This is a genomic window from Bradyrhizobium sp. SZCCHNR1098, assembly GCF_032489375.1.
In the GTDB taxonomy this organism is placed as follows: domain Bacteria; phylum Pseudomonadota; class Alphaproteobacteria; order Rhizobiales; family Xanthobacteraceae; genus Bradyrhizobium.
On record NZ_JAUEXY010000010.1, the window covers coordinates 105,146 to 129,111 of the forward strand.

Annotated in this window: 29 protein-coding genes and 1 pseudogene; 12 read left to right on the forward strand and 18 right to left on the reverse strand. The window is 65.9% G+C overall.

The genetic code is table 11. The features are described 5' to 3' along the window. Positions 1–40 precede the first annotated feature (40 nt). From QX135_RS21485 to QX135_RS21495, 3 genes are all read left to right on the forward strand, one after another. A complete protein-coding gene (locus tag QX135_RS21485; protein ID WP_315741141.1) occupies positions 41–925 on the forward strand; it encodes a hypothetical protein in 885 nt (294 codons plus the stop codon). Continuing rightward, the gene (locus tag QX135_RS21490) at positions 915–1,304 is read left to right on the forward strand and encodes a cytochrome C (protein WP_315813683.1); all 390 of its coding nucleotides are present in this window, start codon (positions 915–917) and stop codon (positions 1,302–1,304) included. The genes QX135_RS21485 and QX135_RS21490 overlap by 11 nt, the downstream gene beginning before the upstream one ends. Before the next feature lie 282 nt (positions 1,305–1,586). Further along, complete coding sequence (locus tag QX135_RS21495; RefSeq protein ID WP_315741143.1) at positions 1,587–2,423, forward strand: HD domain-containing protein; 837 nt, start codon at positions 1,587–1,589, stop codon at positions 2,421–2,423. A gap of 9 nt (positions 2,424–2,432) precedes the next feature. Here the strand turns inward: QX135_RS21495 and QX135_RS21500 are convergent, their stop codons facing one another. From QX135_RS21500 to QX135_RS21525, 6 genes are all read right to left on the reverse strand, one after another. Further along, the gene (locus QX135_RS21500; protein ID WP_316159888.1) at positions 2,433–3,107 is read right to left on the reverse strand and encodes an HAD family hydrolase; all 675 of its coding nucleotides are present in this window, start codon (positions 3,105–3,107) and stop codon (positions 2,433–2,435) included. Positions 3,108–3,307: 200 nt separating this feature from the next. Next, the gene (locus QX135_RS21505) at positions 3,308–3,715 is read right to left on the reverse strand and encodes a hypothetical protein (protein ID WP_315741145.1); all 408 of its coding nucleotides are present in this window, start codon (positions 3,713–3,715) and stop codon (positions 3,308–3,310) included. A gap of 107 nt (positions 3,716–3,822) precedes the next feature. Next, positions 3,823–4,029 carry a hypothetical protein gene (locus QX135_RS21510; protein WP_315712292.1) on the reverse strand — a complete coding sequence of 69 codons (207 nt, stop codon included), beginning with the start codon at positions 4,027–4,029 and terminating at the stop codon, positions 3,823–3,825. Between the two features lie 133 nt (positions 4,030–4,162). Next, positions 4,163–5,053 (reverse strand): hypothetical protein, encoded by an 891-nt coding sequence (locus tag QX135_RS21515; RefSeq protein ID WP_315780539.1) that lies wholly within the window; start codon positions 5,051–5,053, stop codon positions 4,163–4,165. A gap of 522 nt (positions 5,054–5,575) precedes the next feature. After that, positions 5,576–7,642 carry a PAS domain S-box protein gene (locus QX135_RS21520; protein WP_315741147.1) on the reverse strand — a complete coding sequence of 689 codons (2,067 nt, stop codon included), beginning with the start codon at positions 7,640–7,642 and terminating at the stop codon, positions 5,576–5,578. A gap of 61 nt (positions 7,643–7,703) precedes the next feature. Beyond that, entirely contained in the window at positions 7,704–8,441 is a 738-nt protein-coding gene (locus QX135_RS21525; RefSeq protein WP_315712288.1) for a Crp/Fnr family transcriptional regulator, read from the reverse strand. A 396-nt stretch (positions 8,442–8,837) separates the two neighbouring features. On the opposite strand from QX135_RS21525, the gene QX135_RS21530 reads away from it, so the two are divergent. After that, positions 8,838–9,014 carry a hypothetical protein gene (locus QX135_RS21530; protein ID WP_316159887.1) on the forward strand — a complete coding sequence of 59 codons (177 nt, stop codon included), beginning with the start codon at positions 8,838–8,840 and terminating at the stop codon, positions 9,012–9,014. 110 nt (positions 9,015–9,124) lie between these two features. Here QX135_RS21530 and QX135_RS21535 read toward each other — a convergent pair. The 5 genes and pseudogenes from QX135_RS21535 to QX135_RS21555 form a co-directional block, all read right to left on the reverse strand. Further along, positions 9,125–9,268 (reverse strand): annotated as a pseudogene (locus tag QX135_RS21535) (DUF305 domain-containing protein); the annotation flags it as partial. A gap of 26 nt (positions 9,269–9,294) precedes the next feature. Next, positions 9,295–10,089, reverse strand: coding sequence for a DUF72 domain-containing protein (locus QX135_RS21540; protein ID WP_316159999.1), 795 nt, complete (start codon positions 10,087–10,089; stop codon positions 9,295–9,297). Positions 10,090–10,184: 95 nt separating this feature from the next. Beyond that, on the reverse strand, positions 10,185–10,391 hold the full coding sequence (locus tag QX135_RS21545) for a hypothetical protein (RefSeq protein WP_316159886.1): 207 nt from the start codon (positions 10,389–10,391) through the stop codon (positions 10,185–10,187). A 129-nt stretch (positions 10,392–10,520) separates the two neighbouring features. Beyond that, positions 10,521–10,718 carry a hypothetical protein gene (locus tag QX135_RS21550; protein WP_315755672.1) on the reverse strand — a complete coding sequence of 66 codons (198 nt, stop codon included), beginning with the start codon at positions 10,716–10,718 and terminating at the stop codon, positions 10,521–10,523. After that, a complete protein-coding gene (locus QX135_RS21555; protein ID WP_410052061.1) occupies positions 10,691–10,912 on the reverse strand; it encodes a DUF2231 domain-containing protein in 222 nt (73 codons plus the stop codon). The genes QX135_RS21550 and QX135_RS21555 overlap by 28 nt, the downstream gene beginning before the upstream one ends. A 488-nt stretch (positions 10,913–11,400) precedes the next feature. Here QX135_RS21555 and QX135_RS21560 point away from each other — a divergent pair, with 488 nt between their 5' ends. The 5 genes from QX135_RS21560 (at position 11,401) to QX135_RS21580 (ending at position 15,918) form a co-directional block, all read left to right on the forward strand. Continuing rightward, positions 11,401–12,252: a 3-hydroxybutyryl-CoA dehydrogenase gene (locus tag QX135_RS21560; protein ID WP_315741150.1), complete on the forward strand. Its 852-nt coding sequence runs from the start codon at positions 11,401–11,403 to the stop codon at positions 12,250–12,252. Between the two features lie 890 nt (positions 12,253–13,142). Continuing rightward, positions 13,143–13,439, forward strand: a complete 297-nt coding sequence (locus tag QX135_RS21565; RefSeq protein ID WP_316180166.1) for a copper-binding protein — start codon at positions 13,143–13,145, stop codon at positions 13,437–13,439. A 25-nt stretch (positions 13,440–13,464) separates the two neighbouring features. Beyond that, on the forward strand, positions 13,465–14,298 hold the full coding sequence (locus QX135_RS21570; protein WP_316180164.1) for a DUF2066 domain-containing protein: 834 nt from the start codon (positions 13,465–13,467) through the stop codon (positions 14,296–14,298). 115 nt (positions 14,299–14,413) lie between these two features. Beyond that, complete coding sequence (locus tag QX135_RS21575) at positions 14,414–15,253, forward strand: SH3 domain-containing protein (RefSeq protein WP_410052057.1); 840 nt, start codon at positions 14,414–14,416, stop codon at positions 15,251–15,253. Between the two features lie 230 nt (positions 15,254–15,483). After that, positions 15,484–15,918 (forward strand): Rieske (2Fe-2S) protein, encoded by a 435-nt coding sequence (locus QX135_RS21580; protein ID WP_315712272.1) that lies wholly within the window; start codon positions 15,484–15,486, stop codon positions 15,916–15,918. 27 nt (positions 15,919–15,945) lie between these two features. On the opposite strand, the gene QX135_RS21585 is transcribed toward QX135_RS21580, so the two are convergent. The 6 genes from QX135_RS21585 to QX135_RS21610 all read right to left on the reverse strand — a co-directional run bounded on the left by QX135_RS21585 (position 15,946) and on the right by QX135_RS21610 (position 19,073). After that, the gene (locus QX135_RS21585; protein ID WP_315755665.1) at positions 15,946–16,176 is read right to left on the reverse strand and encodes a zinc ribbon domain-containing protein; all 231 of its coding nucleotides are present in this window, start codon (positions 16,174–16,176) and stop codon (positions 15,946–15,948) included. Between the two features lie 228 nt (positions 16,177–16,404). Continuing rightward, positions 16,405–16,620, reverse strand: a complete 216-nt coding sequence (locus QX135_RS21590) for a hypothetical protein (RefSeq protein ID WP_315741157.1) — start codon at positions 16,618–16,620, stop codon at positions 16,405–16,407. Positions 16,621–17,087: 467 nt separating this feature from the next. After that, positions 17,088–17,279 carry a hypothetical protein gene (locus QX135_RS21595; RefSeq protein ID WP_315741158.1) on the reverse strand — a complete coding sequence of 64 codons (192 nt, stop codon included), beginning with the start codon at positions 17,277–17,279 and terminating at the stop codon, positions 17,088–17,090. A 63-nt stretch (positions 17,280–17,342) separates the two neighbouring features. Continuing rightward, complete coding sequence (locus tag QX135_RS21600; protein ID WP_315741159.1) at positions 17,343–17,693, reverse strand: zinc ribbon domain-containing protein YjdM; 351 nt, start codon at positions 17,691–17,693, stop codon at positions 17,343–17,345. 132 nt (positions 17,694–17,825) lie between these two features. Further along, positions 17,826–18,110 (reverse strand): DUF2312 domain-containing protein, encoded by a 285-nt coding sequence (locus tag QX135_RS21605; RefSeq protein ID WP_315780548.1) that lies wholly within the window; start codon positions 18,108–18,110, stop codon positions 17,826–17,828. 147 nt (positions 18,111–18,257) lie between these two features. Continuing rightward, the gene (locus QX135_RS21610) at positions 18,258–19,073 is read right to left on the reverse strand and encodes a transglycosylase SLT domain-containing protein (protein ID WP_410053226.1); all 816 of its coding nucleotides are present in this window, start codon (positions 19,071–19,073) and stop codon (positions 18,258–18,260) included. 128 nt (positions 19,074–19,201) lie between these two features. Here QX135_RS21610 and QX135_RS21615 point away from each other — a divergent pair, with 128 nt between their 5' ends. Together QX135_RS21615 and QX135_RS21620 are read left to right on the forward strand one after the other, a co-directional pair. Next, the gene (locus tag QX135_RS21615; RefSeq protein WP_316234265.1) at positions 19,202–21,271 is read left to right on the forward strand and encodes a methyl-accepting chemotaxis protein; all 2,070 of its coding nucleotides are present in this window, start codon (positions 19,202–19,204) and stop codon (positions 21,269–21,271) included. Positions 21,272–22,171: 900 nt separating this feature from the next. Continuing rightward, complete coding sequence (locus QX135_RS21620) at positions 22,172–22,405, forward strand: DUF2171 domain-containing protein (protein WP_315798501.1); 234 nt, start codon at positions 22,172–22,174, stop codon at positions 22,403–22,405. A 197-nt stretch (positions 22,406–22,602) separates the two neighbouring features. On the opposite strand, the gene QX135_RS21625 is transcribed toward QX135_RS21620, so the two are convergent. After that, positions 22,603–22,914 (reverse strand): helix-turn-helix domain-containing protein, encoded by a 312-nt coding sequence (locus QX135_RS21625; RefSeq protein ID WP_316234266.1) that lies wholly within the window; start codon positions 22,912–22,914, stop codon positions 22,603–22,605. A 90-nt stretch (positions 22,915–23,004) separates the two neighbouring features. Here QX135_RS21625 and QX135_RS21630 point away from each other — a divergent pair, with 90 nt between their 5' ends. Beyond that, positions 23,005–23,757: a glucose 1-dehydrogenase gene (locus tag QX135_RS21630; RefSeq protein WP_316234267.1), complete on the forward strand. Its 753-nt coding sequence runs from the start codon at positions 23,005–23,007 to the stop codon at positions 23,755–23,757. Positions 23,758–23,966: the final 209 nt, after the last annotated feature.

Consider the following 23,966-nt stretch of genomic DNA (forward strand, 5'->3'; position numbering starts at 1 on the left):
CCAACGTTGCCGGCGCGCCCGCCGTCCAGGGATTATTGCCATGGTCTTTTTCAAGCGTGAGCTGAGCCCCGTCGAGATCTTCGAGCGTGCGCTGAAGGACAAGCAGGCCGCGCGGCGGCGGCTGACGGATCGTCTCCGGGTGGCCGAGGCGGCGCTGGACGAGAAGCGCGTCGCCGCGGAGCGGCTCGCCAAGGCGGGCGCCAGCAACGGGCAGCTCGATCGTGCCGAATCGAAGATGCAGGCGGTCGAGCAGAAGGCCAAGGCGCTGCGCGCATCGGTCGCCGAATGCGACGAGCAGATCATCCTGGCGGAGCGCGCCTTCGCCGACGCGGTGGCACAGCGCGACCGCGACCGCGCCGCCAACGACATCGAGGCCGTCGCCACCGCAATCGAGCAGGCGGTTCCTCGCTTCGAGATCGGTGCGGCGGCGCTCGTCGATGCGGTCACGCGCGGCCGTGCGGCGCTGAGCGAGGCCAGCCGCTTCGCGTCCGATGTCGATGACATCCGACGCGAGGTGCTGTCCGCCGCGGAGCTGATCTGCTGGGAGCTGCGCGCGGCCGCGAGCCGCACGCGGGCCGGCAACATCAATGTGGCCCTGCTGGCGCCGCCCGAGGTGAGGCAACTGCCTGCGCCCGAGACCGACCGTCAGATGATCTACACGCTGAGTCCGCTGACCTGGCGTGAGGGTGAGGAGGTGAAGCGCGTCGCCGCGTTCACCATGACCGCGCTGCCGAAGGCCCTGCTGCCGCTGGCGCTCGCGCATCAGCACGTCGACTATCTCAACGCGCGCCGGGTGCAGACGCTGATGCACGTCCATGGCGGCGGACAGCAGCAGAGCGAGCCGATGCCGGACGATCCGGCGCTGGTCGATCTCGATGCGCTGGGTGTGCAGGCGGAGGAAAGCCCGCGGGCTGATGTCGCCTGAGCGTGTCCACGCGCGCGGGCGCGCCGGGGCGCGGCTGGGGTTTGTTGGATCGGCCGCGCTGCTGCTGATTGTCATCAGCAGTGCACAGGCGGAAGATCTCGATGCCGGCAAATCCGGCGCGCGGCTGTTTGCGGACAGCTGCGCCACCTGTCATCGCTCGGCACGTGGGCTCGCCAAGGGGCGCTTTCGCCTGACGCTCTATTTGTTCCTGCAGAAGCACTACACCAGCAGCGACGACTCCGCGTCGGCCTTGAGCACCTATCTGCAGTCGGTCGATGCGCCGGCGGCCGCGCCGGCCCGCCGTTCCCCTGCGCGGCGACCGGCCTATCGCGGTGAGACACGACCGCCACGGCCGCCGCTGCCGGTGCGGGGACGTTAGCGATCGACCTCGATCGCGTCAGATTCAGTCGCTTGGCCCGCAGTTTTCCGGTGTGTGCTCGTCCGGGTGTGGCCGATATCCGCAACCTGGGCTATGCTCGTCGGTCAAGGTGCTCGAACGCTCCGGGGGGCCGATCTCGCGCGTGTCCGTGCGAAGCTGGCCGTCCTGAGCCGTGTCGTCCTGACGTCTCAGTCGTGCCGCGAGCCGCGCTATCGTGATTGTGTTTTCGGGCGTTATGTCTTTTGACGTTGTGTTTGGGCTGTCTGAGGCGGGGCAGCGGCGATGATGACCTTACCGGAGCTCGCGGCAGCGGCGTTGGAGCGTTTCCTCAGCTCCTATATGCGACGCCGTTTCGGATCGTCTCATACCCAGTTGACGGAGATGCTTCCGGCGGCTGCGCGCATCGCGCTGGAATGCATCGGCAACAGCGATGCGTTGTATCACAACGTCGAGCACACCTTGCTGGTCACGCTGGCCGGCCACGAGATCCTGCGCGGCCGCGCGCTGCACAGCCACATGACGGCGGACGACTACGTCCACGTCATCTTGGCCTGCCTGCTCCACGACATCGGCTATGTCCGCGGCTTGTTCAGGGAAGACGACGTCGACGGCTTCGTCATCGATCGCGGCGGCCGCAAGATCTGCCTGCCGCGCGGCGCCTCCGACGCCAGCCTGATGCCGTATCACGTCGACCGCTCGAAGCTGTACGTGATCAACCGCATCGAAGGCATGGCGCCGCTGGACAAGGATCGCATCGCCCGCGCCATCGAGGGCACGCGCTTTCCGCCGCTCGCCGGCCAGCAGTTCGACGAGGAGCAGTCGATCGTGCGCGCCGCCGACCTGATCGGACAGCTCGGCGACCCCAACTACATCCGCAAGGCCAACGCGCTGTATTACGAGTTCGAGGAGGTCGGCATCAACCGGCAGCTCGGCTATGAGTCACCGGCCGATATCGTCAACCGCTATCCGCAGTTCTATTGGAACAGCGTCGCCCCGCACATCCAGACCGAGATCCGCTATCTCAACATGACATCGACGGGGCGCCAGTGGATCGCCAACCTCTATGCCAACGTGTTCCGCGCCGAACGCGACATCTCGCTGTCGGGCCCGCAGAGTTGACCGGCTGAGTTAGCGCCGGCCGCCGACCTCGTCGATGTGGCCGAGCAGGTCGGCCGGATCCTCGTAGACGCGGATGGCGCCGGACTGGCGCAGTTCCTCCGAACCATAGCCGCCGCTCAACAGGCCGACGCCGAGCGCCCGGCAGCGGGTTGCGGCGAGCATGTCCCAGATGCTGTCGCCGATCACGACCGCGCGCTCGACCGGCGCGTCGAGGCGGGCGGCGGCGGCGAGAAACAGATCGGGATCAGGCTTGGCGTAGCGGACCTCGTCGCGTGTCACGACAGCGTTGGTCTTGGGATCGACGCCGAGCGCGGCGAGATTGACGGCCGCCGTTTCCATTCTCCCGCTGGTCGCGATCGCCCAGGGGATGCCGGCATCGGTCAAGAAGCCGAGCAGCTCGCGTGCGCCGGGCAGGGGCCGGACCTGGCCTCCGAGCTTCTGATAGGCCGCGGCATGCGCTTTCCGCAGCCGCTCGATCCGATCGGGCTCGATGGCAAAACCCGTCTCACGCAGCAGCTGGTTGGTGAACAGGCCGCCGCTCATGCCGATCTTGCGGTGGATGCGCCAGACCGAGAGCTCGATGTTCTCGGCATCCAGCGCCGTCTTCCAGGCGAGCACATGCTGATAGACGCTGTCGACGAGCGTGCCGTCGAGGTCGAACAGGAAAGCGGTTTCGATGCGCATGGCTCGCTCCGGGCTGGATGTCTGCTGCGTAGCTGCAAGGCCAAGCGGCAGCGGTCATCCGGGTTCCTGCCCGACGCGGGGCTGTGCCGTGCCCGCTATGGCGGTGCGCAGACCGACGAACGGCGCGTCGTTCGGCCATGGCCGGCAAACGTGCCGTGCGGTCTTTCCGCTCCGTCGGCAGCCCCCAGGCCGCTCCGGGGTCAGCCCTTGGGACGGATGAAGCCGGCCAGCGTCTTCTTCTGCTCCTCGCACCAGTTCGTCATGCCGAGGCGGCGCTGATCCATATCGATGGCCTGCGTGGCGACGGCCACCTCCGCCATCAGATCGTCGTCCTGCTTCTCGCCCATCTTGCCGCCGGTGTGCATGTAGGCGATCGCCTTGCGCACCTTCTCGGTCGTGCCGTCAGGCATCTTCATGTCCTGCGCCTTCTGGACCAGATCCTGATAGACGACATCGACGCCGGGACATTCGACCTTGGTGGCGAACGCCTCCAGCACCATGGTCGTATACATATGGCGTGGCTCGGCGCTGCCCGGTGTCAGGGCCGCCAGCAATGCCGCAGTGGTCAATGCCGCAAGGGTTGACGTGTAAAGCAGACCGTTTCGCATCCTCTGGCTACCTCCCGCTTGTTTTCGGCGAGGCTAGCCTGTGGGCGACGCGCGGGCAACAACGAGCGCAGTGCAGCACGCGCGAAATGATCGAAGGGGCCGGCCGGCTATTTGTTCAGCCGCCGCTCCTGCTCCTTGAGCAGAACGTCGAGCTCCTCGCTCTGCTGCGCGAGGCGGTCGGCGTTGCGCTCCTCGTCGGCCGCACCCGATTGCGAAGCGGCCTGCTCGGTGATCTGGCGGATGTTGTCGCGCAGGATCGCGATGCGGTCTGCGAGGTCGGAGGCGGACAGGACGGTCGGATCGGTCAGGCTCATGAACCCCTCGGTGATGCGCATTGTCAGGCGCAGTTCCTTAGCTCGGAAAGCCGCGTCGCGACAAGTAGATCGACGACATCGATCACCGCCATGTCGATCGGCGCGGACCAGCGCGGGCGCCTGTGCGGATCCCTCAGCGCACAGGCATTGGCGGACGCACCACGGGCTGGTCCGGATCGACCGGCGCCGACGGCAGCGGCATCGGAGCAGGCGGCGGAGGAGCCATGCCGGCTGCGGCCGGCGGCGGCGTGCGCGGCCGGTGCACAGCTGCTGCACCAGGCAGTGCTGGGGTCACGGCCGCGGTCGCAGGGCGTGGGGCCGGGCGCGGCCGGATCGTCTGCTCGATGGCGCGCGGATCGAACGACCGTGCTTCCGCGGTCCGCTCGCTCGACCGCTCGGCGGGCCTGTCGCTGGGCTTGGCCTCGGCGACCCGCGCCATGTCGCGGACCATCTGCTCCTGCCCGGCCTTCAACTGTGCGAGGCTCGTCTTCAGCTCGCCGATCTGCTGGCTCAAGGCAGCGAGGTCGTGGGCCATCGATTGCAGCAACTGCTCCTGCGATGCGGTCGCGCCAACCGCGCTCGTTGCGTGCTCCTGCGCCTCAGCCGGCGCTTCGGCGGCCGTCTGCTGGGGCGCGGTCGCGGCTGGCTGTGCCGCGGCGTCCTTGTCGGCGTTGGATGCCAGCGTGATCCGCGGCATCCAATGCGCGATCATCTCCTGGGCTTGGTCTCCATAGCTCTGCCAGGCGGCCGCGGCGACCGCGCTGCCGACGGCGAACAGCACCGCCAGAATGGTGCGCACGGCCCAGGTGGCGAACGTGCTGCGCTCTCCGGTGACCGCGAGGTCGCTCGTCGCCTGCGTCCTGTAGTCAGGGTCGATCTTCGGCAAGGGGACATCCGGAGGCCGTTGCGAGCTGCGCCTGTCCGCTTCGGCGGCGGTGCGATCCGCGCGGGCCGCCAGCACGATCTCGGGATCGATCATGGCATGAGGCTGCTGATCGCCGTCTTTGGTCGTCGTTGCAAGCATTGACGCTCCGTCCTCCGTTGTCGTCCGCCTCGCAGGCGGCGCTCGGCTCTGTACCGATGTGTCGTCCTAACCAACGCCCTCGTGCACCAATGCTCCGCGTACTCACGCTGCATCGTACCTACGCTTCGTGACACCAACGTCGGAAGACGACGGCGCCACAGGACGCTCGGCCTCTCGGCCGCATCAGCACAGAACCTGGATACCGGTTGTCCCTCGTGCCCACGCACCTGCATGTTCACGGTGATTCATCTTGGCCAGAGCCGCATGCTCAGGAACGTCCCATCATCGTTCCGTCGCGTCGACGCTCGGCCGATTCCCAATCTCATCGACACTTGGTCATATCCGCCCAAACCAAGGCGAAGACATGGCGGTTGCGCGACCCATGCGACCTCCACCTCTGGCCGCAGGCGGAGCATACCCCGAATGCACCGCGAAGGCTATGCCGACGGCGTTTCTCCGCGCCGACGAGATCCCGGCCATTGTTGCCGACCGGTGCCGCGAAATGAAGCTTCGATCGGCCCGTCAACGCTTGAGAATGTCGTCGGTGGGCAGCCGGATCTCGCAGCAGAGGCCGCTCGGCTCGAAGCGCCGCACGACGCGGGCACCGACCTCGTACGGCAGCATCTGTTCCAGCAGCACGGTTCCAAAGCCCTGGCGCTGCGCACTCAGCGTGCGTCCGGACATGCCGGTCTCGGTCCAGTCGATGACCAGCCAGTCGACCGCGTCGTGCTTGTCGAGCCGCCATTCGATCCTGATGAAGCCCCGCGGCACCGTCAGCGCGCCATATTTCAGCGCATTGGTCGCGAGCTCGTGCATGGCAAGCCCGATGCTCTCGGCCGCCTTCGGCTTCAGCCGCACCTGGGGGCCCAACAGCGAGAATTGCCTGTCCTCGCGCGCGGCTCCGGCGCGCAGCTCATCGGCGATCAGCTCGGCCAGATCGAAACCGGCGAGGGGATCGCGCGTGACGACCGCCTGGATGCGCGACAGCGCCGTGATGCGGCCTTCGAGGTGACTGGCGAAATCCTCGACACTGTCGCTCGAGTCGCCCGTGCGGCGGATGATCGAGCGGATCACGGCGAGCATGTTGCGGACGCGGTGCTGCAACTCGGCGAGCAGCAGCTTCTGGTGCTCGGAGGCCGAGACCAGCGCCGTGATGTCCTGGGTGATGCCGCCGATGCGCTGCACCTGCCCCACCTCGTCGACCATGGGAAAACTACGGATGCGCAGCCAGCGCGTGACGCCGTCCGGCTGCCTGATGATACGGACGTCCAGGCTGTCGCGCTGGCCGCGCCGGGCGCGCTCCAGGCTCTCGAGGGCGCGGGGCCGGTCCTCCGGCAGCATGAGCTCGGTCCACGATGCGAGATGGTCGCCGCGGAGCACAGCGGTGCGCGGGACGCCATAGATCGTCTCGAATGCGGGGCTGAGATATTCCCATTGCAGGGTCTCGGCATCGCGGATCCACACCACGTCGGAGGACGCTTCGCCGAATTGGCGGAAGCGCGCCTCGCTGTCGCGCAGCGCGGCCTCGGTGCGCTTGCGGTCGTCGATGTTCATCACGAGCTCGACGAGGGTGCCGTCGCCGAGGTCACGGCCGGCGAACATCATCCAGGCGCGTTCGCCGTTCTTGCGAAAATACTGCTTCTCATAGGGACCGAGCCGGCCGGTCTGCCGCAGCAGCTCGATCTGGTCGCTCGAAGTGCGCATCCATTCCGGGGGGGTCAGGCTCTTCCAGGTCAGCTCGCCGCTGTTGATCTCCTGGCGCGAATAGCCTGTCATCGCCAAGAAGGCCTCGTTGGCGTCGATCAGGGTGCCGGCTGCATGATCGAAGAACAGCACGCCGACCGAATCGATCTCGAGGAGGCGGCGCAGTCGATGATCGCTGGCATCGCCGCCATTCGAATGCGGCTGCTGTGCGGGCGGCCCAGCGTCCGGCAGCTCGCTGCAGCCGAGGCAGACGGCGAGCTCAGGATCGGCCTGTGCGAGGGCAAGCACATCGGAATCGATCGTGAGCAGGTGAGCATCGGCCCAGAAATGCGCTGTGCGCAGATAGGCGAGGAAGGCCGCCAGCAGATCGAACCTGGTGTTGCCGAACGCGTGTCGGATCGCGCGCCGCGAGCGGTCGGAATCAGCACTTTGCATGAACAGCACCGACGCTGCCTCGAACAGGTCCGCCTCGCCGTCGCTGCCCGGCTCCGGGATGTCGAGCGGGGGCTGGAGAATCTCAAGCCGGCCCAGCGCCGCCGCGGTGCGCACGGGATCCGCGAGCGGCCGCGCGAGCAGTTGACGCGCCCGATCGATCGTCTCGGGGCGGGATGCCGAGTCGCCCGCGGGCTTGCCCAATCCGACCAGAAAACCGAAATGCCGGGTCAGACAATAAGGCGAATGGTTGAGGCGCGACAGATGGACGGCGAGCCGCTCCTTGAACAGGGCCGGCAGCGGGGTGTCGAGATAGGCGGATTTGGCGAACTGCCAGAGCTGTCGGGTCGCCTCAGGCGCTGACGGCGCCGACCTGAACAGGTTGGGCATCAGCCCGAGGCGCTGCACGATCTCCTGCTCGAAGGGTCCGTCAACCATGCGCTGTTCGACCATCGCCGTTTCCCCGGCAGAGTGCCGAGCCGGTCAGCATAGCGCAAGCGCCGCTCCGAACCTCTCACTCATTCGCGTCGAGCTGACGGCCTTCGCGGTCCAAATGCAAGTAATTCGCGTTGAACAGGCCTGCGCTCATCAGGCGCTCGAGGTCCGGAAGTACCAGCATCTTGCCCTTGAGCACGATCAGGTTGCTGGCGCGCAGTTCCTGCAGCGTGCGGTTGACGTGGACCTTCGACAGGCCGGTCGCCTCGGCGAGATCGGCCTGGGTGAGCGGGAAGCTGCAGCTGCTGTCGTCGGCGAGACCCGCCAGGCGCAGCCGGAAGAACAGTTCGCACAACAGGTGCGCCATGCGTTCGGACGCGGTGCGCTGCCCGAGATTCATGGTCCATTCGCGCTGGATCGCGGCATTGACCAGCGTCTCCCACCAGAATGCGGTCGCAATGCGCGGATAACCGGCGCTGATCTCGTCGAAGAACTCGCGCGGCAGATCGGCGATCGACACCGGCGTAATGGTGCCGATCGAATGGTCCATCTCGCGCAGAATGAAGATGTTGAGATCGCAGATATCGCCAGGCAGGAAGAACGAGACGATCTGGCGGCGGCCGTCCTCGAGCTGCTTGTAGCGGCAGGCCCAGCCGTTCAGGATCAGATGCACGTCCTTGGGCTTCTCGCCTTCGCGCGCGATGTCGGTGCGTGGCGCGAAGGTCCTTACCCGCTGAGCCGCAGCGCGGTTGAGCATCAGGCGGTCGGCCGCAGAGAGGCGGACGAAATTCTCGAGCTTGCGTACCAGATGACTCAAAGAGCGGTTCCCCCGAGTTAGTTTATTGGGGTTCCATGTGGTGCGACTTCAATAACTTATGTTAGCATCGTACCGCGTTGGCCGCTGGATCTTTCTACACTTGCATGAGGAATCAGGGCGGGGCCCGGAGTCGGAGAGATTGCCGCGGCTTCTTGCGATGCCCGTGCTCCCAAGCGATGCTCGAAGCACGAGCAACATCGCGCGATCCCGACCAACCCTTCGCGCCTCTGTCGTGGAACTCTCATGAAAGCTGATGAGGACCACCGTTGAAGCCCGTTGATTTACGGGAATCGAAGCGTGGTGGCGACGATCTGGCGCCACGCCAGGTCCGCGGACTTAAGACCCCCTCAGGCTCCGCTTCCTAAGTTGATCAAAACAATCAACTGGAAATGCATCATGCGAGTCGGTCAGCTCTTTGCGCTGTCGATGCTCTCGGTCACGGCGCTTGCCTGTATTCTCGGGGCCCCGGCGATCGGCGCCAAGCGCCCGCTGGCTGCGGCCGAGTACTCCAGCATCGATCGCGCGCAAGGCCGGATCGAGGTCGATCGCGAACGCGATCGAATCGAGCATTGATCAACTCGGCAATCCTCCGAAAGTCGCGCAGGCGATGTCTGTCGAGGCGTATTTCACCAATGCAGCGGGACTGATCGAGAAGGAGACCGCGGCGTCGCGCAGCAATGCCGGCTGATGGCGACCTGCTTGACGAAGTCCTCCGTGCTCGGCGCAATGCCGAGCGCCGAATTCACCCCGGTCTTTTCGCAGACTGATTGGGCGAGGGCAGGGCCGGCGAGTACCAGGCAGCCAAGCGTGCTGAGTGTGCGTCGCATGGGTTGTTCCTCTCGTTGGTTGCGGCCTAAACCGAGAGATGTCCACGATGTTCTGTCGACCTCGCGCGCGCCGCGCCGTGTGTCCGGTGAGGGGACGCCGCGAGCAACCGGCGCAGCCGCAAAGCGTCGGCGGGCGCCGCGCTCTTCTGGTCGTTGTCGAAATAGACGTAGACGTCGATCCCGTGCGTCGCCCAGGCGCGAATGCGTTTGGCCCAGGTCGCGAGCGTTGCGTCGGTATAGTTGTCCTTGTAGCGGCCGTCGGGGCCGTGTCCGCGCACATAGACGAAATCGGCCGTGCGCTTCCACGGCGCCGGGGCGTCGTGATGGTCCGACAGGCAGAGCGAGATGTTCGCGTCCCTCAGCAGGCGCATGATGGCCGGCGTGTACCAGCTCGGGTGACGGAATTCGAAACTGTAGCGCCGGTGCCTCGGCAGCAGCGGCAGAAAGGACTCGAGGCGCTCGGGATTCGCTTCGAAATGCGGCGGCAGCTGGAACAGCACGGGGCCGGCCTTGTCGCCGAGCAGCGACAGCCGGCTCTCCATCAGCGCAATGCTGTTGACCGAGCGCGCGGATAGGCGCTTCCAATGCGTGATGAACTTGGAGGCCTTCCAGGCAAAAACGAAATCGGGGCCGGTCTGATCGCGCCAGCCGCGGACGGCGGCTTCCGTCGGCGTCCGGTAGAACACGCCATTCAGCTCGGTGGTCTCGAACTGGCTGGCGTAGTAGGGCAGCTGGTGCCTGATCAGAAGGCCCCGCGGAAAGAAGGCGCCGCGCCAGGACCCGTAATGCCATCCCGATGTGCCGACCACGACCCGGGCCATCATCGTCCTCTCGCCGAGACAAGAACTCGAGAGCAAAGCATCGTGCCGGCGTTCGGGTTCCTCTCGCAATCGCGACAGATGACGAGGCGAGTGTCCTAACGCCCCGCGGCGTGCAGCACGGGCGCACTCAACAGCTCGCTGATATGCGCCGCCGTCTCGGCCTGCATCGCCTTCTTCAGCATGATGTCGCGTTCAGGGCCTACTGGAAGACGCGCTGCCGCCTCGCGGGCAGCGGTTGCAGCCTGCTGCAGCCGCTGGCCGAACGACGCTGTCTGCTTGCGCCGGTTCCGGTTGACCTTCATGGCGAAACTCCTGTTCCTTTTGGACAGAAGTGTGCGGCGCCGAGCCTGTGACGTCGCTAACACACGTTACCGTGCAGTTCACTATCCCTGGAGGTCATTTTGGACCCAACAACAAGGATGCCGTGCTGATTAGTTATTTGATCGATCGGGGTCGTTACCCGGAACGCTGAGGTGCACCTCATGACCCTGCTTGATGGCAAGCGTCGCGGCTGATGCCGCCGATTCGAACGCTGCTTCCTTGGTGGCATAGTCGCCGTGCGCGTTGCCGTCGTGCAGCACGCTCCAATGATCGTCCACTGCTACGATGGCGTATTGAGCCAGTCCCATGTCGTCCTCCGTTTCTCCGCGTCCAATTCGAGGAAGTCGATGAGGCCGGCGATGCCGGCCAGCACGCCCATGATCGGTCCGGCCAGCAGCAGCCAGGCGGAGATATCCGCCCACATGATTTCGGCGGTCCGCCAATAGGCGATGTCGGTGACGAGCGTTCCGATGAAGCAGACGATAGGGAATGGCACCAGCATCGGGTGGATCGAACGCCGTGCGATCTGCGCCGTCGGCTGCAGGGAAGGTCGGGTGGTTTCGGCGGTCGCCACGGGGGTCTCCTCGATTGGGCACGGCCTGTTGCTGCGTGGAGAACCGTCGGCCTGACCGGGCGTTCCGATGACGACGACGGATTTGGCGTGGCGCTCACGCGTGACACGCGACAGCGGGTCGACCGCCCGGTCACCCGTGCCTGCGTATCGGTCAGTGGTTCCTGTTCAGCGGTCCGCTGCCGCGCCCGGCGCGGCTCATCTCGCCGAGCACGAGACCAACCAGAGCAAGTTGCATCCGTTCCTGCGCATGCGGACGAACCTCGGGTGACGCGTCCGCTTCCCGACGCCGGCGAGCCGTGGGGCAGCCGGCCCGGTCTGGCTCGTCGTGTTGGGTCTACCCGGCCGGGCGATAGCCTGTTAAGCAACGGCGCAGGACGGGGCGGTCCCCGCGGATACGAGACTGAGAGGGAGCGGCAATGATTCAGACGGTCGGCATCATCGGAGCAGGCACCATGGGCAACGGCATCGCGCAGGTTTGCGCCGCCGCGGGCGTTCCGGTCGTCATGGTCGACATCTCGGAGCAGGCGGTGGCGCGCGGGCTCGCGACCGTGGGTTCCAGCCTCGACCGCCTGGTCAAGAAGGAGAAGATGACGGCCGCCGACAAGGACAGGGCGTTGTCGCTCATCACCGGCACTGCCGACAAAGCGAAGCTGGCGAGCTGTGACCTGGTCATCGAGGCAGCGACGGAGAACGAGGAGCTGAAGCTCAAGATCCTCAAGGACCTCTGTGCCGGCCTGAAGCCCGAGGCGCTGATCGCGACCAACACCTCTTCCATCTCGATCACCAAGCTCGCCACCGCCACCGACCGGCCCGATCGCTTCATCGGCATGCACTTCTTCAATCCGGTGCCGATGATGGCGCTGCTCGAACTGATCCGCGGCCTGCAGACCTCGGATGCGACCCATGCGGCCGCCGCCGAATTCGCCAAGCGGATCGGCAAGGTTGCGATCACCGCGAAGAACAGCCCGGGCTTTGCCGTGAACCGCATCCTGTGCCCGATGATCAACGAGGCGATCTTCGCATATTCGGAAGGCATCGCGACCGCCGCCGACATCGACGAGGGCATGAAGCTCGGTTGCAATCACCCCATCGGTCCGCTGGCGCTGGCGGATCTGATCGGTCTCGACACGATGCTGTCGGTGATGGAGGTGTTCTACAACGGCTTCAACGATCCGAAGTATCGTCCGGCGCCGTTGCTGAAGGAAATGGTGGCTGCAGGCCAGCTTGGCCGCAAGACCGGCAAGGGCTTCTACGACTACAGCAAGTAGCTGCGGCAGATTGCTTCGGCGGCGGGTGACGCCTGCGCCCGCCGCGCATCAGCCGATGATGGATTTCGTTTCGGGGACATTGGGAATGCGGCGATGCCGCGAGCCGATATCTCGGCTGGCATTGGTCACCTGATCGCTGCACGCGATCGGCTGATCACACGTTCCAATGTTCGCGTTGCGCAGTATCAGCCCGAGTATTGCCGCAGCTCCCGAATGATAGCTACCAGGCTCGCGCTGAAGTGATCCAGATGGACGGCACAGCGCCGGGCGGGCAAGGGGCCATGCCTCGCTGATGCAGCCCACTAAGCCGCGACCCGGCGTGCCGTTCGTGATTTGCCGCTATGCGATGGTCCGAAGCGAGTCCCGTCGCACTCAGCGGATCTGGTACGGAGGTGGAGTCATAGAACCTCCCTGCAATCAGATGGGTTGTTGTCGTTCGGACATCACCGGCACCGTGGTGAGCGGCCACCGGAAATGCACGACGGGGTGATCGTCCTCCTGGCTGTCTGTGCTGTCAAGGTGCATCCTGACGCATTGATGAATTCGGCGTTACAGGGCGTCGATACTGCGAGTGCAGGAAAACTTTGATCACGCGGCGGTCTGATGACAAATCCGTGCAAATCACTACATGAGGGTGGCCGAGCCGTGTCGGTCGAAGAAGGTTCGCGTTTGCGCCCGGTCGAGCGCGCGTCGTCCGCAGGGCGGAGACGATCAGGATCTTGTATGTAGGCGTAGTGCTTGGGGGGCAACAAAAAAAGCTGCACGGCGCAGCGACATTGATTGCGGTGCGTCAAACGGCCCTAGGTCGTCAGCGACGAAGCTGAAGGTTCCGGGAACCAAAGAATTCGTGGTGTTTTGTTTGCCGCGAAAAGCAAGGCAGGAGAACAGCGATGAGAGCAGTTGGCATTACTCTGGCGACGGTCGCCCTGTTTGCGGGGACTCTGCCCGCTCTCGCAGCGGAGCAGGGCACGGCGGGCATGGTCACGGGGATCAACCGTCTCAACGGCACGATCGCGATCAAGCGCGTCCCCAACGGGACCGTCGGCGCCAACACGGTGGGAGCGGACCAGGAGTTCAAGATCAAGGACAGCGCCATGATCGAGAACATCCACGCCGGCGATCGGGTGACGTTCTCGACGTCCGACGCCGCCACACCGACGATCATCAAGCTCGATCGGCAGAAATAGCCGACATAGCCGGATCGAGGACGCGATGCAGCAGTACGGTGTTCTCCGCGGGCTGGGCGTTTGGCGTCTCGGGCTCTGGGTGATGATGACGGTCGGGGCCTGCACCGTTGCGAATGCGGCCTCGACCGACCTGTATCAGGCGCAGACGGTCGTGACCGGTCAGGGCGATGACAATCGCCGGGCAGCCTTTGCAGCATGTCTGGAGGACGTGCTGATCAAGGTATCCGGTGCATTTCAGCTTAGGAACGACGCAAGGCTCGCGCCACTCGAGGCGCGGGCGGCGGAGTTCGTCACCGGTTTCGACTATCACGATCAGATGTCGGGCAAGCCGAAGCACGACGAGCAGGGCACGCGCGACCGGCCGTATGACCTGACTGTGTCATTCGATCGCGCGAGGATCGATCAGTTGCTGGCGAGCTTGAACGTCAAGCCGTGGCCGGGGCCGCGCCCGTCGATTGCCGTGATCGTGGCGATGACGGCAGGCGGCCGCACGTTCCTCGTTGCATCCGACGACCGGACGTCCGATCTGCAGCGCGACGCACTGCGCGCGGCTGCCGTCAAGCGTGGACTCGAGATCGCTCTGCCAAGCGCCGCCGAGATCTCGAAGGCCGCTATTGAGAAGACCAAGCTGAACGGTGTCCAGCCCGTGGCCGTCGCGTCATGGTTTCCCGGAGCTGAGGTCATGCTCTTCGGTGATCTCACCTGGGACGACGCCGAACTGGGCTGGGTCACGCGATGGCGCCTCGATCGCGCGGGCAAGCAATATCGGTGGCAATTCCGTGGCGTGACGTTCGACGAAGCATTTCGCCGCGCTCTCGGTGGAGCAGCGCAGCTCCTCTCCGACAACGGAGCGCCGTGAGGTTGCCGCGATAGTCTGCAACCATCCCTGTCGAGTGCATGCTGGAGCCGCGCATGCGGGCGCGAGAGTCTCGCGCCCGAGCTCGCTCCGGCAAACAGACAGGAGGGTGTCCGTGGTGAAACTCAGAACGTGTCTCGTTGCTGCGCTGTTGATTGCCACGCCCGCCTCGCTGGCGGTGGCTGCGCCGGGCCTGGTGCGCACCGCGGCCGCCATGCGCGCAGGACCTGGCCCGGGTTTTCCCATCGTCGAGCGCATTCCGGCCGGGGCCCGGATCACCATCCATGGCTGCATTCAAGGCGGCGCGTGGTGCGATGTCAGCTTCGGAGGCGAACGCGGCTGGGTCTCGGCGCGGACACTCGCCTATCTGTACCGTGAGCAGTACGTCTACCTGCCCGAATATGTCGAGTACGTGCCGACTGTCGGCTTCACGCTGACCACCTATTGGAGCAGCTTCTATTTCGGACGGCCCTGGTATCATCGGCACGCGTTCTGGAACCGCTACTGGCATCGCCATCCGCCGGTCATGGCGCAAAATCCGCCTCAGCCTGGCATGACCCCGGGAATGCCGGGTCGTGGTCCCGGCGGAACGATCCAGCCTGGCGCCGGAGCGGGCGCGGTCGCCGGCACAGGCCAACAATCCGGACCGCCTTCGGGCATGCAAGGTCGTGTGCCGCCTGCGACTGCCGCCGGCCCCGCCGCACCTCCTGTCGTGGCTGGTGCTCCCGCTCGAGCTGGAACACCACCCATGATGCAGCCTCTGATGAGCCGGAGCGGTGGTGCGCCGCAGAGCGCCCGCGCGCAGATGGGCGGCATGCGCATGGTCGGGACTTCGCCGCAAATCGGCTTGGCGCATATCGGGGGCGGCCCCGCCATGGGTGCTGCGCGTGTCGGCGTCAGTGGCCCTCGCGGCGGCGGCGGGCGTTCCGGCCCGGGCGGCGGTTTCCGCAGGCACTGAGTCTTCAGCGCTGGCGTGGTGTCCGGATTGTGAAGGTGGCGTGCCGGCCGGCGCTGGCGACGGCGGGCGCTGAAATTTCCCGGCATCGGCCGCCTCGGCATGCCACCGGCCTGAGGCCCGCGATCTGCCTGTCGGGCACTACTGGCTGGCATGCTGCTTGCTGCGAGCCTCTTCAGCGCGCCTGCGATGTCGCGGATGCGCCAAACGCCGGGCGAGGCGAAAAGAGGCGGATGATGAGCACGCTGTTTGCGATCTGCGCGACCTATGAGGTGGACGATGGCGCGGCGCGGGGCTTCGTTCTCCAGCGCCGCGAGCCCGATGGCAGCGCCAAGCCCTGGCCGATCCTGGTCACGCGCAAGGGCAACAATTTCTACGGCTTCGAGAATGCCTGCCCACATCAGGGCGCTCGCCTCGACAAGCATCCTGGCGAGTTCATGGACGAGGAAGGCAATTTCCTCGTCTGTGGCGAGCATGGCGCGCAGTTCGACCTCGATACCGGACAATGCTTCATCGGGCCGTGCCAGGGCCGGACGCTGTCTCCGGTCGAGCTCGTGATCGATGACGGTGACATCTGCCTCTCCGGGATCGATCTGGATGAGGAGGACGGCCTCGACATCGACGATCCCGAGGATGACGTGCCCGAGGTGCAGATCACATCGGACTGAGGCTGAGGGCCGGCCGCCGCTGCCGGGTTAGCGCTTCTTTCGTTCGGCGCGGCTGTAGTTGCTGAAATGCCCCTCGCGCGCTGCCTGGCTGCGCGCGGCCTTGATCAGGCCGGGGCTGCGCGCTGGCGGCGCCGGCAGCGAGGGCAGGCGGGTCAGCTTGCGACTGCCACAGGTCGGACAGACCGGCCTTTCAGAAATCCCGATCAGCAACTCGAAATCCTCTGCGCAAGCTGCGCAATGGAAGCTGTAGAACGGCATGACGTCATCCCCCATTGTCGCGAGGGGCATTGCACGAAGCGGGCCAGCGTCATTGCGGGTCGAATCGCCGATTCCGGGCTCGTTGGCACGCGAACGGCAGCATTCTCTTTGCTGCGCGTGTCCCGAATGCGACGCGGCTGGGGTCGAACATTCGACAGCAGCGCAGAGGTCCTGCGCCCGGCCGGCCGGTCCCGGATACCCGGGCGCCGGCCGGATGGGCAAAGCGGATCAGGCGTTGGTCTTCGGCACGTACTTACCGGCGACACACTTGTAACTCTGCAGACGCCACTCGTGATAGGGACCCTTGGACATCCAGTCTGCGATTCCGATCTGCGCGCTGACGGCGCAGGATGTCATCGTGATGCCGGACATCTCGCTGTTGGTGACGACCTTCTCCATGCAGAGCTGGCCGTTGCATAGCATTGCGACGAGAGTGACGAGCACGTTGATTCTGCCTCCATAGAGTGGGACCCGGTCAGGATCGAGAAAGCAGGGTTCATGCCAAGTTATGAATCTGGGCCGTGCTCCTACGGAACGGATTGCTACGGGTGTCACTTCATGGCTACAGAAGCGTGATGGATTCACTGCTTGGATCACGCAGCGTTCGGCAACGGACCCGCGCGGGCTGGCCGATGAATTCGGGATTTGCTTGTGTGCGGTGCCTTCGGCCTGATGGTCGAGGCTGGCCCGGGTCTGCCGTGCCAAACAACAGGCACCGCCTGCGCAGTCCTGCGGCGCTCGCGGCCATTGGACGGCCGGGTCTCTTGATGAACGCCGGGGCCGAACACGTAGACTTGCGCGACCAACATCCGATGCCCAGGACACGAGAATCAGTCGGAAGCCCGTCTCATTTGGCGGGCTGATATCAACGGCTTGATGCAGATGCCGGGGCCCTTCGGTCGTCCGTGGCGTCAGGCCTCGTTCAATCCGGCACCTCGATCGGTCAGGATCTTCTGCCCCTTCGCCGTCAGCTCGTAGATGTCGCCGTCCTTGGCGACATAGCCTTCGCGGATCAGTCCATCGAGCTCGTCGTGCCGGTCGGGCGAGAAGGCGATCGCCTGGCCGATATCCGAAAGCGTCGCGATCTGGTCGTCCGTCAGCATGGCCATCCTCCCGTTGTTGATCCGAACGCCATAGCGTCGCGAATGTTCCGGGAGCACTCGGAACTACGCCTTGCGCACGAACTCCGACTTCAGGTTCATCTGGCCGATGCCATCGATCTTGCAGGCGATGTTGTGGCCGTCGCTCGCTTCTTGCAGGCGGATGTTGCGCACCTTGGTGCCGCCCTTCACCACCGAGGACGATCCCTTCACTTTCAGGTCCTTGATGACGATGACGCTGTCACCGTCGGCCAGAACGTTGCCGTTGGCGTCGCGGATGCTGGCATCGTCGCTGGACGCTGCCGCGACCGCGGCGTCGCCGCTCCATTCATGGCCGCATTCCGGACAGACCCATAGCGCGCCGTCCTGATAGGCGTGCTCGGAGCGGCATTGCGGGCAGGTCATTGCGTCGGTCATCTCATCCTCGGGCGCGGGCAGGAGTGTAGCGCAGCGTTAGAGGCTCGGACGGAACCGGGCAAGAAAAATCCCGAGGTAGGGCAGCGCGCGGCACAGATCGGCAGCGCGCCGCCATCGTCGGTCGGCAGCGTGTCACGCCGCCTTGCGCTCGGGGGTTTTGCTGGCCGGCGCGGTCTCGGCCGCTTCCATCGCCCGGAGGTAGGTATCGAGCAGCGTCTCGTGCTCGTCCCGCTCGTCCTGGTCCTGCTTCCTGAGCTTGATGATCTCCTTCAGGATCTTGACGTCGAAGCCTTCGCCCTTGGCCTCGGCGAACACTTCCTTCTTCTGCTCGTTCAGCTCCGCCAATTCGCCATCGAGGTGCTCGATCCGCTCGATGAAGGACCGGATGCGCGCGCCGGGAATGCCGATCTCTGACATGGTGACTCCTGTACTAATGGGATGGAGAAAATGCGCGGCAGTTCGTTGCCAATGTCTTAACGCGCGCGCCTTGCACACACCCGCAAATCCGACGTGCTTAACGCGGGACCGGGCGGGCTGCCGATGTTGCCGAGCGGGCGCCATGCGCTAACTTCGCTCCGCTGCCGAGAGCTTCTGAAACTGCTTCTTCATCGCATTGACGCGGCCGAGATAGCCGGCGACCGAATGGTCGCCGCAGCGCTCGCCATCCGCCGGCTTGAAGCCGCGGCGCACGAATCCGGCCGCCGGACCGGCGCCGCACAGATGAATGACGGCCGCGAGATCCTGCCGCTGCTGCGCGCTCGGCTTGGCGCCAGGCTGCCGTGCGAGCGCGGCGGCGACTTGGCGGTCGAGCGAGATCACCGTGAGCGCCACCGCGTGCGCCGGCCAGGCGCGAACGTACAGGCTCGGCGAGCCGCAGCCGTCGCTGACCACCTCGTGATCCCGAATGCAGAACCGTGCGGCGTCCGCAAAGGCGCCGTCGGTCATCTGGAACAGGCCGACGGCGCTGGAAGCCGGCTGATAGAGCGCGAACGGATTCCACGCGAACCGCCAGCGCCAATAAGTGCGCGCCACCGGATTACCCGAGCTCTCGGTCTGCGCCAAGGCGGCGAGCAGCTCCGGCGTGATCGATCGCGTCGCGCTCTCACGGAACAGCGCGCCATATTGACGCCAGGTCTCCTCCGGCTCCTTGTCGAGCGAATGACCCGTCACCACGAACAGCTCGGTCGGCTTGCGCATGACGTGATAGGCCAGATTGACCAGCGCGAAGGTCACGAGCAGCACCAAGGCGCCGCAGGTGATCTTGATCCATCGCGGCGCCGCGCCCACCGTCCGGCCCAGCCGCTGCGCACCACGCCCTGCGATTCGCTTCGCATCGCGCCGCAGCGCGCGCCAACGGCTGCCGCGTTGCGGCTTGCGCATTTTTTGTTGTCGTGGAGCAGGGGAATTCGGCAACTGATTACCTCGGTCGCCGGTGTGCCGGTCCATGGTTAAGGAAGAATTTGTGCAATGGCGTCATCCTGCCACTTTCCGGTGTGGGGCGGTACGTGATGAGGAAATCGGTCAGTACTCTGCTGATGGTGCTGCTGTCGGTGCTGGCCGCGGGCATCCTGGTGTCCACGGCGATCCTGATGAGCGGTGCCGCGAGCCGCTATCGCGAGAGCGTCGCGACCGAGCAATTGACCGCGGCCGACAAGGCGATCTTCCAGAACGTCCTCGTCATGCGTGCCCACCGCGGCGACATCCAGAGCGTGCTGCTGAGCGAGGCCGATCCGCGCGCCAAGCTCACCGAATATCAGGGCATCGAGGCCAAGGGCTATGACGGCATCGTCACAGCGCTCGCCGGCGTCGACATGCCTGAGCGCGACGACCTCATGGCCAGGCTCAAGTCGAGCTGGGACGCCACGGTTCCGCAGTTCAAGCTGCTGTTCGATGAAGCCGCGAAGCCGCGCTCCGAACGCGTGCTGGCGCGTACGCAGGCCTGGTACGAGGCAATGACCAAGACGCTGGACGTCGCCAACGCCGCCTCGCTCGCCGTCTCCAACCGCGCCTGGATGACCGATCCGGCGATCGCCAAGATGGTGCAGGCGCGGCGGCTGGCCTGGCAGGTCCGCGACCGCTACGGCCTGCAATGCTCGGCGCTGCGTCCCAACATCAACGCCTCCAAGCCGCTCGACGACGCCCAGAAGGGCGCGATCGCGCAGTGGCGCGGCACCGTCGCGGCCGGCTGGTCCGGGCTCGACGACCTCCTGGCGGGGGGCGGCAGCACCGCGCTCGCCGGTGCCGTGAAGACCTCGCGCGCCGAGGTCGAGGCCGCGCATCAGCGCATGGACCAGCTCGCCAAGGGGTTTGACGGCAGCGGCAAGCCGGCGATGCCGGCGCCGGAATGGAACGCGTTCTGCCAGGGCCCGTTCGCCGGCATCATCGCGATCGGCATGACCGCGCTCGACGGCTCGATCGCCCGTGCCGAGGAGATCAAGACCGCAGCGCTGAGCAGCCTGATCGCACAGTCGCTCGCCTTCATCGCCGCGCTCGTGGTGGCCGGCCTGGCGCTGCGCGCGGTGCGCGTCCGCCTGATGCGCCCGGTCGGCGTCCTGATGCAGGCGATCCAGCGCATCGGCCAGCGCGACTACCAGACGCCGGTGCCGCAGTTCGCTCATGCCGACGAGTTCGGCGCCATGGCTGCCGCCCTCGAGGGCTTGCGCGAGAGCGCCGCCACCGCCGAGCAGCTGTCGCGCGAGCGCGAGCTCGACCAGGGCCGCCGGCTGGAGCGCTCGCAGGCGATCGACAGCGCCTGCAAGAGCTTCGACGACACCGTGCAGGCGGTCATCGTCAGCATGGGCAACTCGACCGGCCAGCTCGATTCCAGCGCCGGCGACGTCCGCAAGCTGGTCGATGAGTCCACCGAGCAGACGGCCGCGGTCGCCAGCGCCGCGGAGACCGCGACCACCAATCTCGAGACCATCGCCGCCGCCACCGAGGAGCTGACCGCGTCGGTCTCCGAGATCGCGGCGCAGGTGCAGGCCTCGGCGGCCGATGCGCGCCAGGCGGTGGAGAAGGCGGCGCAGACCAACGCCACCGTCGAGATGCTCGACCGCGCCGCCAACCGCATCGGCGAGGTGGTCAAGATGATCACCGCGATCGCCGCGCAGACCAACCTGCTGGCGCTCAACGCGACCATCGAGGCCGCGCGCGCCGGCGATGCCGGCCGCGGCTTCGCCGTGGTCGCCGGCGAGGTCAAGAATCTCGCGGCGCAGACGGCGACCGCGACCGACGACATCACCCGGCAGATCGCCGAGATCCAGGCCGCCACCGGCGAGTCGGTCGAGGCGATCCACGCCATCAGCCACAACATCTCCAGCATCGACGAGAAGATGACGGCGATCGCCGCGGCGGTCGAAGAGCAGCGCGCCGCCACCACCGAGATCTCGCGCAACTTCCAGCACGCCGCGCAGGGCACCCGCGCCGTGACCGACACGATCGGCTCGGTCGCAGCCCTCAACCGCCAGACCGGCAATGCGGGCGCGGCGATGGTCGACTCCGTCCGCCGCATGTCGACGGATGCCGATCGTTTCCGCGTGGCGGTCGAGGGCTTCCTCGGGACCGTGCGCAAGGCTTGAAGCCGGTGCCTGCATCGTGGCGGCGACGCTGCCTCGCGTCGTCGTCAGGACATGCGCTGAAACGTTGTCAAACAGCCCGTGAGCGGATGAGTTCGGCGCACGATATGCGCTGACGATCCCGCGACGCAGATTGCGCCCGAGTCTTGCTCTTTGTTTGCCCTCCGAAGCAGAGAGGGCGCGGGGAATGCCGGGCGCCGGCCGCACCCATGGCCCGCCTGCGAAAGAAATGCAGGCGGCAGGAACCACAGGTTCAGCCGAGGCATCCCGGCATTCCCCGCGCGATGGTTTTCACGCTTATGTCGCGATCTCCTCGGTGTCCGGCCTTTTAGCCACCGTCGCCCTCGGGATCATCAGCCCCTCGGACTTGGCGCCAGCATCGGGGCGCCAGGACCACGCGTCTTCACGTCCGCAAGCGTGCCGTTCGTCGGCGGGCATCAAGCCCGCTGCGGCACACTCACAGCCACCGCATCTCCGGCCCACGTCTCGTGACGATCGCGATGCGCCCCTCTCGGCGGGCCGGGATGGGCGTAGACAATCATGATTTTTGAAAAAGCGAAAGTGATTTATTTTTCACCGAAGGACTGGACAGGCCAAATCAGCTTGAGACCAAACACGAATTGGCTGGTGACGCGGACGGGCCTCTCCCGGCGTCATTGCGCTCGCGATGACGGCAGATGAGGCGGTCGGGTGGGCAAAGGCGCCCGGCTGGACATTGTCTGACGGCAAGTTTCGCGCGCCGCGCCCACCGTCCGCATCCGCCGGTACCGATGGTGGGCACGCGCCGCCTCGCGGCGTCGCTTTGCCCAGCCTACGACAGCGTCCGCGTGGAGGTACGTTCCGGAACACTTCCCCGAGCCACAGGTTGAAAATGCTTCCAGATCGGACACGGAGCCCTTCATCATGCAGGACATCAAGGAACACATGGAGATCATCGGCGCCGACGGCGTGCATGTCGGCACCGTCGACCACGTCGAAGGCAATCGCATCAAGCTGACGAAGAAGGACAGCGGCGAGGGCAGCCACAAGGGGCATCATCACTTCATCGACAAGGGCCTCGTCGCCGACGTCGAAGGCGACAAGGTGCGGCTGTCGGCCATCGGCGCCGTCGCGGTGACGATGGAGGAGGAGAAGTAGGACACGTCCACTTCTGTCTGCGTCGCTGCGCTCGCAGTGACGATGAGTGACAACCGTAGGGTGGGCAAAGCGGCGCCGTCGGGCGGCGCGTGCCCACCATCAGGGCGGGCGGGTGCGGCCGGTGGGCACGGCGCGGAATACATCATGTCCCATATCAACGTGAGGGGCGCGCCTTTGCCCACCCTACGCTTCTACGCCTACTCCGCGTAGCCGACGATCGTCTTCAACAATTTCGGGAACCTTGCGTTGAGGTCGGCCTCGCGCACGACGTTGCGGTGCTCGACGCCCTTTTTCGTGGTCTGGATCAGGCCGGCCTCGCGCAGGATCCGGAAATGGTTCGAGAGCGTCGATTTGGCCATGTCGGGGCAGGGCGCGGCCGCGGAGCAGGACATGCACTCGTTCTGCTGCATCAGGCTCTTGACGATGCGCAGCCGCATCGGGTCGGCGAGCGCCGAGAGCACGCCGGCCAACGTGATGTCCTCCCGCGACGGATGAAACAATGGCGCCATGAAAAAACATATAGCGACGGCCTTGCGCCCGTTCAATAGTTCACTAGTTCTGAACTATTGAACGGAGCGCCGCGGCGCAAGGAGAGCAGGATGAGCAGGAGATTCGAAGGCAAGGTGGCGCTGGTGACCGGCGCATCCAAGGGGATCGGCGCGGAGATCGCCGCCAGACTTGCCGCGGAAGGCGCCGCGGTCGCCGTCAACTACAGCTCCAGCCGCGAGGGCGCCGACCGCGTCGTGGCCGCGATCACCGGCAAGGGCGGCAAGGCGGTGGCCGTGCACAGCAATCTCGCCAATCCCGGTGACGTCAAGACCGTCGTCGCCGAGACCGTCAAGGCGCTGGGCCCGATCGACATCCTCGTCAACAATGCCGGCGTCTACGACTTCGCGCCGCTCGACGGCATCACGCCGGAGCACTTCCACCGACAGTTCGACGTCAACGTGCTCGGGCTGCTCCTGGTGTCGCAGGAGGCCGCGCGGCATTTCAATCCGGCCGGCGGCAGCATCGTCAACATCTCCTCCGGCGTGTCGACCCTGACGCCGCCGAACACCGCCGTCTACACCGCGACCAAGGCCGCCGTCGATGCCATCTCGTCGGTGCTGTCGAAGGAGCTCGCGCCGCGCAAGATCCGCGTCAACACCATCAATCCCGGCATGATCGTGACCGAGGGCGTCGTCGCCGCCGGCCTGCACGAGGGCGACATGCGCAACTGGATCGAAACGACCACGCCGCTGGCCCGTGTCGGCAAGGCCGAGGAGATCGCCGCCGCGGTCGCGTTCTTTGCGTCGGATGATGCGTCCTACGTGACCGGCGAGACGCTGCACGTCACCGGCGGATTGCGCTGAGCGTCACGTCGCTCCGCTCGTAACAACGGCCGGCGAACCGTAGGGTGGGCAAAGCGCCGCCGTAAGGCGGCGCGTGCCCACCATCGGCGCCGGCGGGTGTGGGCGGTGGGCACGGCGCGTGAGATATCGGGCCTAACAACGTCGTGCGGGGCGCGCGCCTTTGCCCACCCTACGCGCCGGAAACCGGCTCTGGCGAATGGGCCGTCATG

What these genes read in the sequence shown, in the direction of transcription:
- QX135_RS21625 (WP_316234266.1), bottom strand. Translation starts at nt 22,914, where the DNA reads ATGGCGCCATTGTTTCATCCGTCGCGGGAGGACATCACGTTGGCCGGC.
- QX135_RS21500 (WP_316159888.1), bottom strand. Translation starts at nt 3,107, where the DNA reads ATGCGCATCGAAACCGCTTTCCTGTTCGACCTCGACGGCACGCTCGTC.
- QX135_RS21610 (WP_410053226.1), bottom strand. Translation starts at nt 19,073, where the DNA reads ATGCGCAAGCCGCAACGCGGCAGCCGTTGGCGCGCGCTGCGGCGCGAT.
- QX135_RS21600 (WP_315741159.1), bottom strand. Translation starts at nt 17,693, where the DNA reads ATGACCGACGCAATGACCTGCCCGCAATGCCGCTCCGAGCACGCCTAT.
- QX135_RS21510 (WP_315712292.1), bottom strand. Translation starts at nt 4,029, where the DNA reads ATGAGCCTGACCGATCCGACCGTCCTGTCCGCCTCCGACCTCGCAGAC.
- QX135_RS21505 (WP_315741145.1), bottom strand. Translation starts at nt 3,715, where the DNA reads ATGCGAAACGGTCTGCTTTACACGTCAACCCTTGCGGCATTGACCACT.
- QX135_RS21520 (WP_315741147.1), bottom strand. Translation starts at nt 7,642, where the DNA reads ATGGTCGAACAGCGCATGGTTGACGGACCCTTCGAGCAGGAGATCGTG.
- QX135_RS21580 (WP_315712272.1), top strand. Translation starts at nt 15,484, where the DNA reads ATGATGAGCACGCTGTTTGCGATCTGCGCGACCTATGAGGTGGACGAT.
- QX135_RS21555 (WP_410052061.1), bottom strand. Translation starts at nt 10,912, where the DNA reads ATGCTGGTGCCATTCCCTATCGTCTGCTTCATCGGAACGCTCGTCACC.
- QX135_RS21595 (WP_315741158.1), bottom strand. Translation starts at nt 17,279, where the DNA reads ATGCTGACGGACGACCAGATCGCGACGCTTTCGGATATCGGCCAGGCG.
- QX135_RS21615 (WP_316234265.1), top strand. Translation starts at nt 19,202, where the DNA reads ATGAGGAAATCGGTCAGTACTCTGCTGATGGTGCTGCTGTCGGTGCTG.
- QX135_RS21515 (WP_315780539.1), bottom strand. Translation starts at nt 5,053, where the DNA reads ATGCTTGCAACGACGACCAAAGACGGCGATCAGCAGCCTCATGCCATG.
- QX135_RS21540 (WP_316159999.1), bottom strand. Translation starts at nt 10,089, where the DNA reads ATGGCCCGGGTCGTGGTCGGCACATCGGGATGGCATTACGGGTCCTGG.
- QX135_RS21550 (WP_315755672.1), bottom strand. Translation starts at nt 10,718, where the DNA reads ATGGGACTGGCTCAATACGCCATCGTAGCAGTGGACGATCATTGGAGC.
- QX135_RS21565 (WP_316180166.1), top strand. Translation starts at nt 13,143, where the DNA reads ATGAGAGCAGTTGGCATTACTCTGGCGACGGTCGCCCTGTTTGCGGGG.
- QX135_RS21605 (WP_315780548.1), bottom strand. Translation starts at nt 18,110, where the DNA reads ATGTCAGAGATCGGCATTCCCGGCGCGCGCATCCGGTCCTTCATCGAG.
- QX135_RS21495 (WP_315741143.1), top strand. Translation starts at nt 1,587, where the DNA reads ATGATGACCTTACCGGAGCTCGCGGCAGCGGCGTTGGAGCGTTTCCTC.
- QX135_RS21630 (WP_316234267.1), top strand. Translation starts at nt 23,005, where the DNA reads ATGAGCAGGAGATTCGAAGGCAAGGTGGCGCTGGTGACCGGCGCATCC.
- QX135_RS21620 (WP_315798501.1), top strand. Translation starts at nt 22,172, where the DNA reads ATGCAGGACATCAAGGAACACATGGAGATCATCGGCGCCGACGGCGTG.
- QX135_RS21545 (WP_316159886.1), bottom strand. Translation starts at nt 10,391, where the DNA reads ATGAAGGTCAACCGGAACCGGCGCAAGCAGACAGCGTCGTTCGGCCAG.
- QX135_RS21585 (WP_315755665.1), bottom strand. Translation starts at nt 16,176, where the DNA reads ATGCCGTTCTACAGCTTCCATTGCGCAGCTTGCGCAGAGGATTTCGAG.
- QX135_RS21530 (WP_316159887.1), top strand. Translation starts at nt 8,838, where the DNA reads ATGCGAGTCGGTCAGCTCTTTGCGCTGTCGATGCTCTCGGTCACGGCG.
- QX135_RS21560 (WP_315741150.1), top strand. Translation starts at nt 11,401, where the DNA reads ATGATTCAGACGGTCGGCATCATCGGAGCAGGCACCATGGGCAACGGC.
- QX135_RS21485 (WP_315741141.1), top strand. Translation starts at nt 41, where the DNA reads ATGGTCTTTTTCAAGCGTGAGCTGAGCCCCGTCGAGATCTTCGAGCGT.
- QX135_RS21570 (WP_316180164.1), top strand. Translation starts at nt 13,465, where the DNA reads ATGCAGCAGTACGGTGTTCTCCGCGGGCTGGGCGTTTGGCGTCTCGGG.
- QX135_RS21490 (WP_315813683.1), top strand. Translation starts at nt 915, where the DNA reads ATGTCGCCTGAGCGTGTCCACGCGCGCGGGCGCGCCGGGGCGCGGCTG.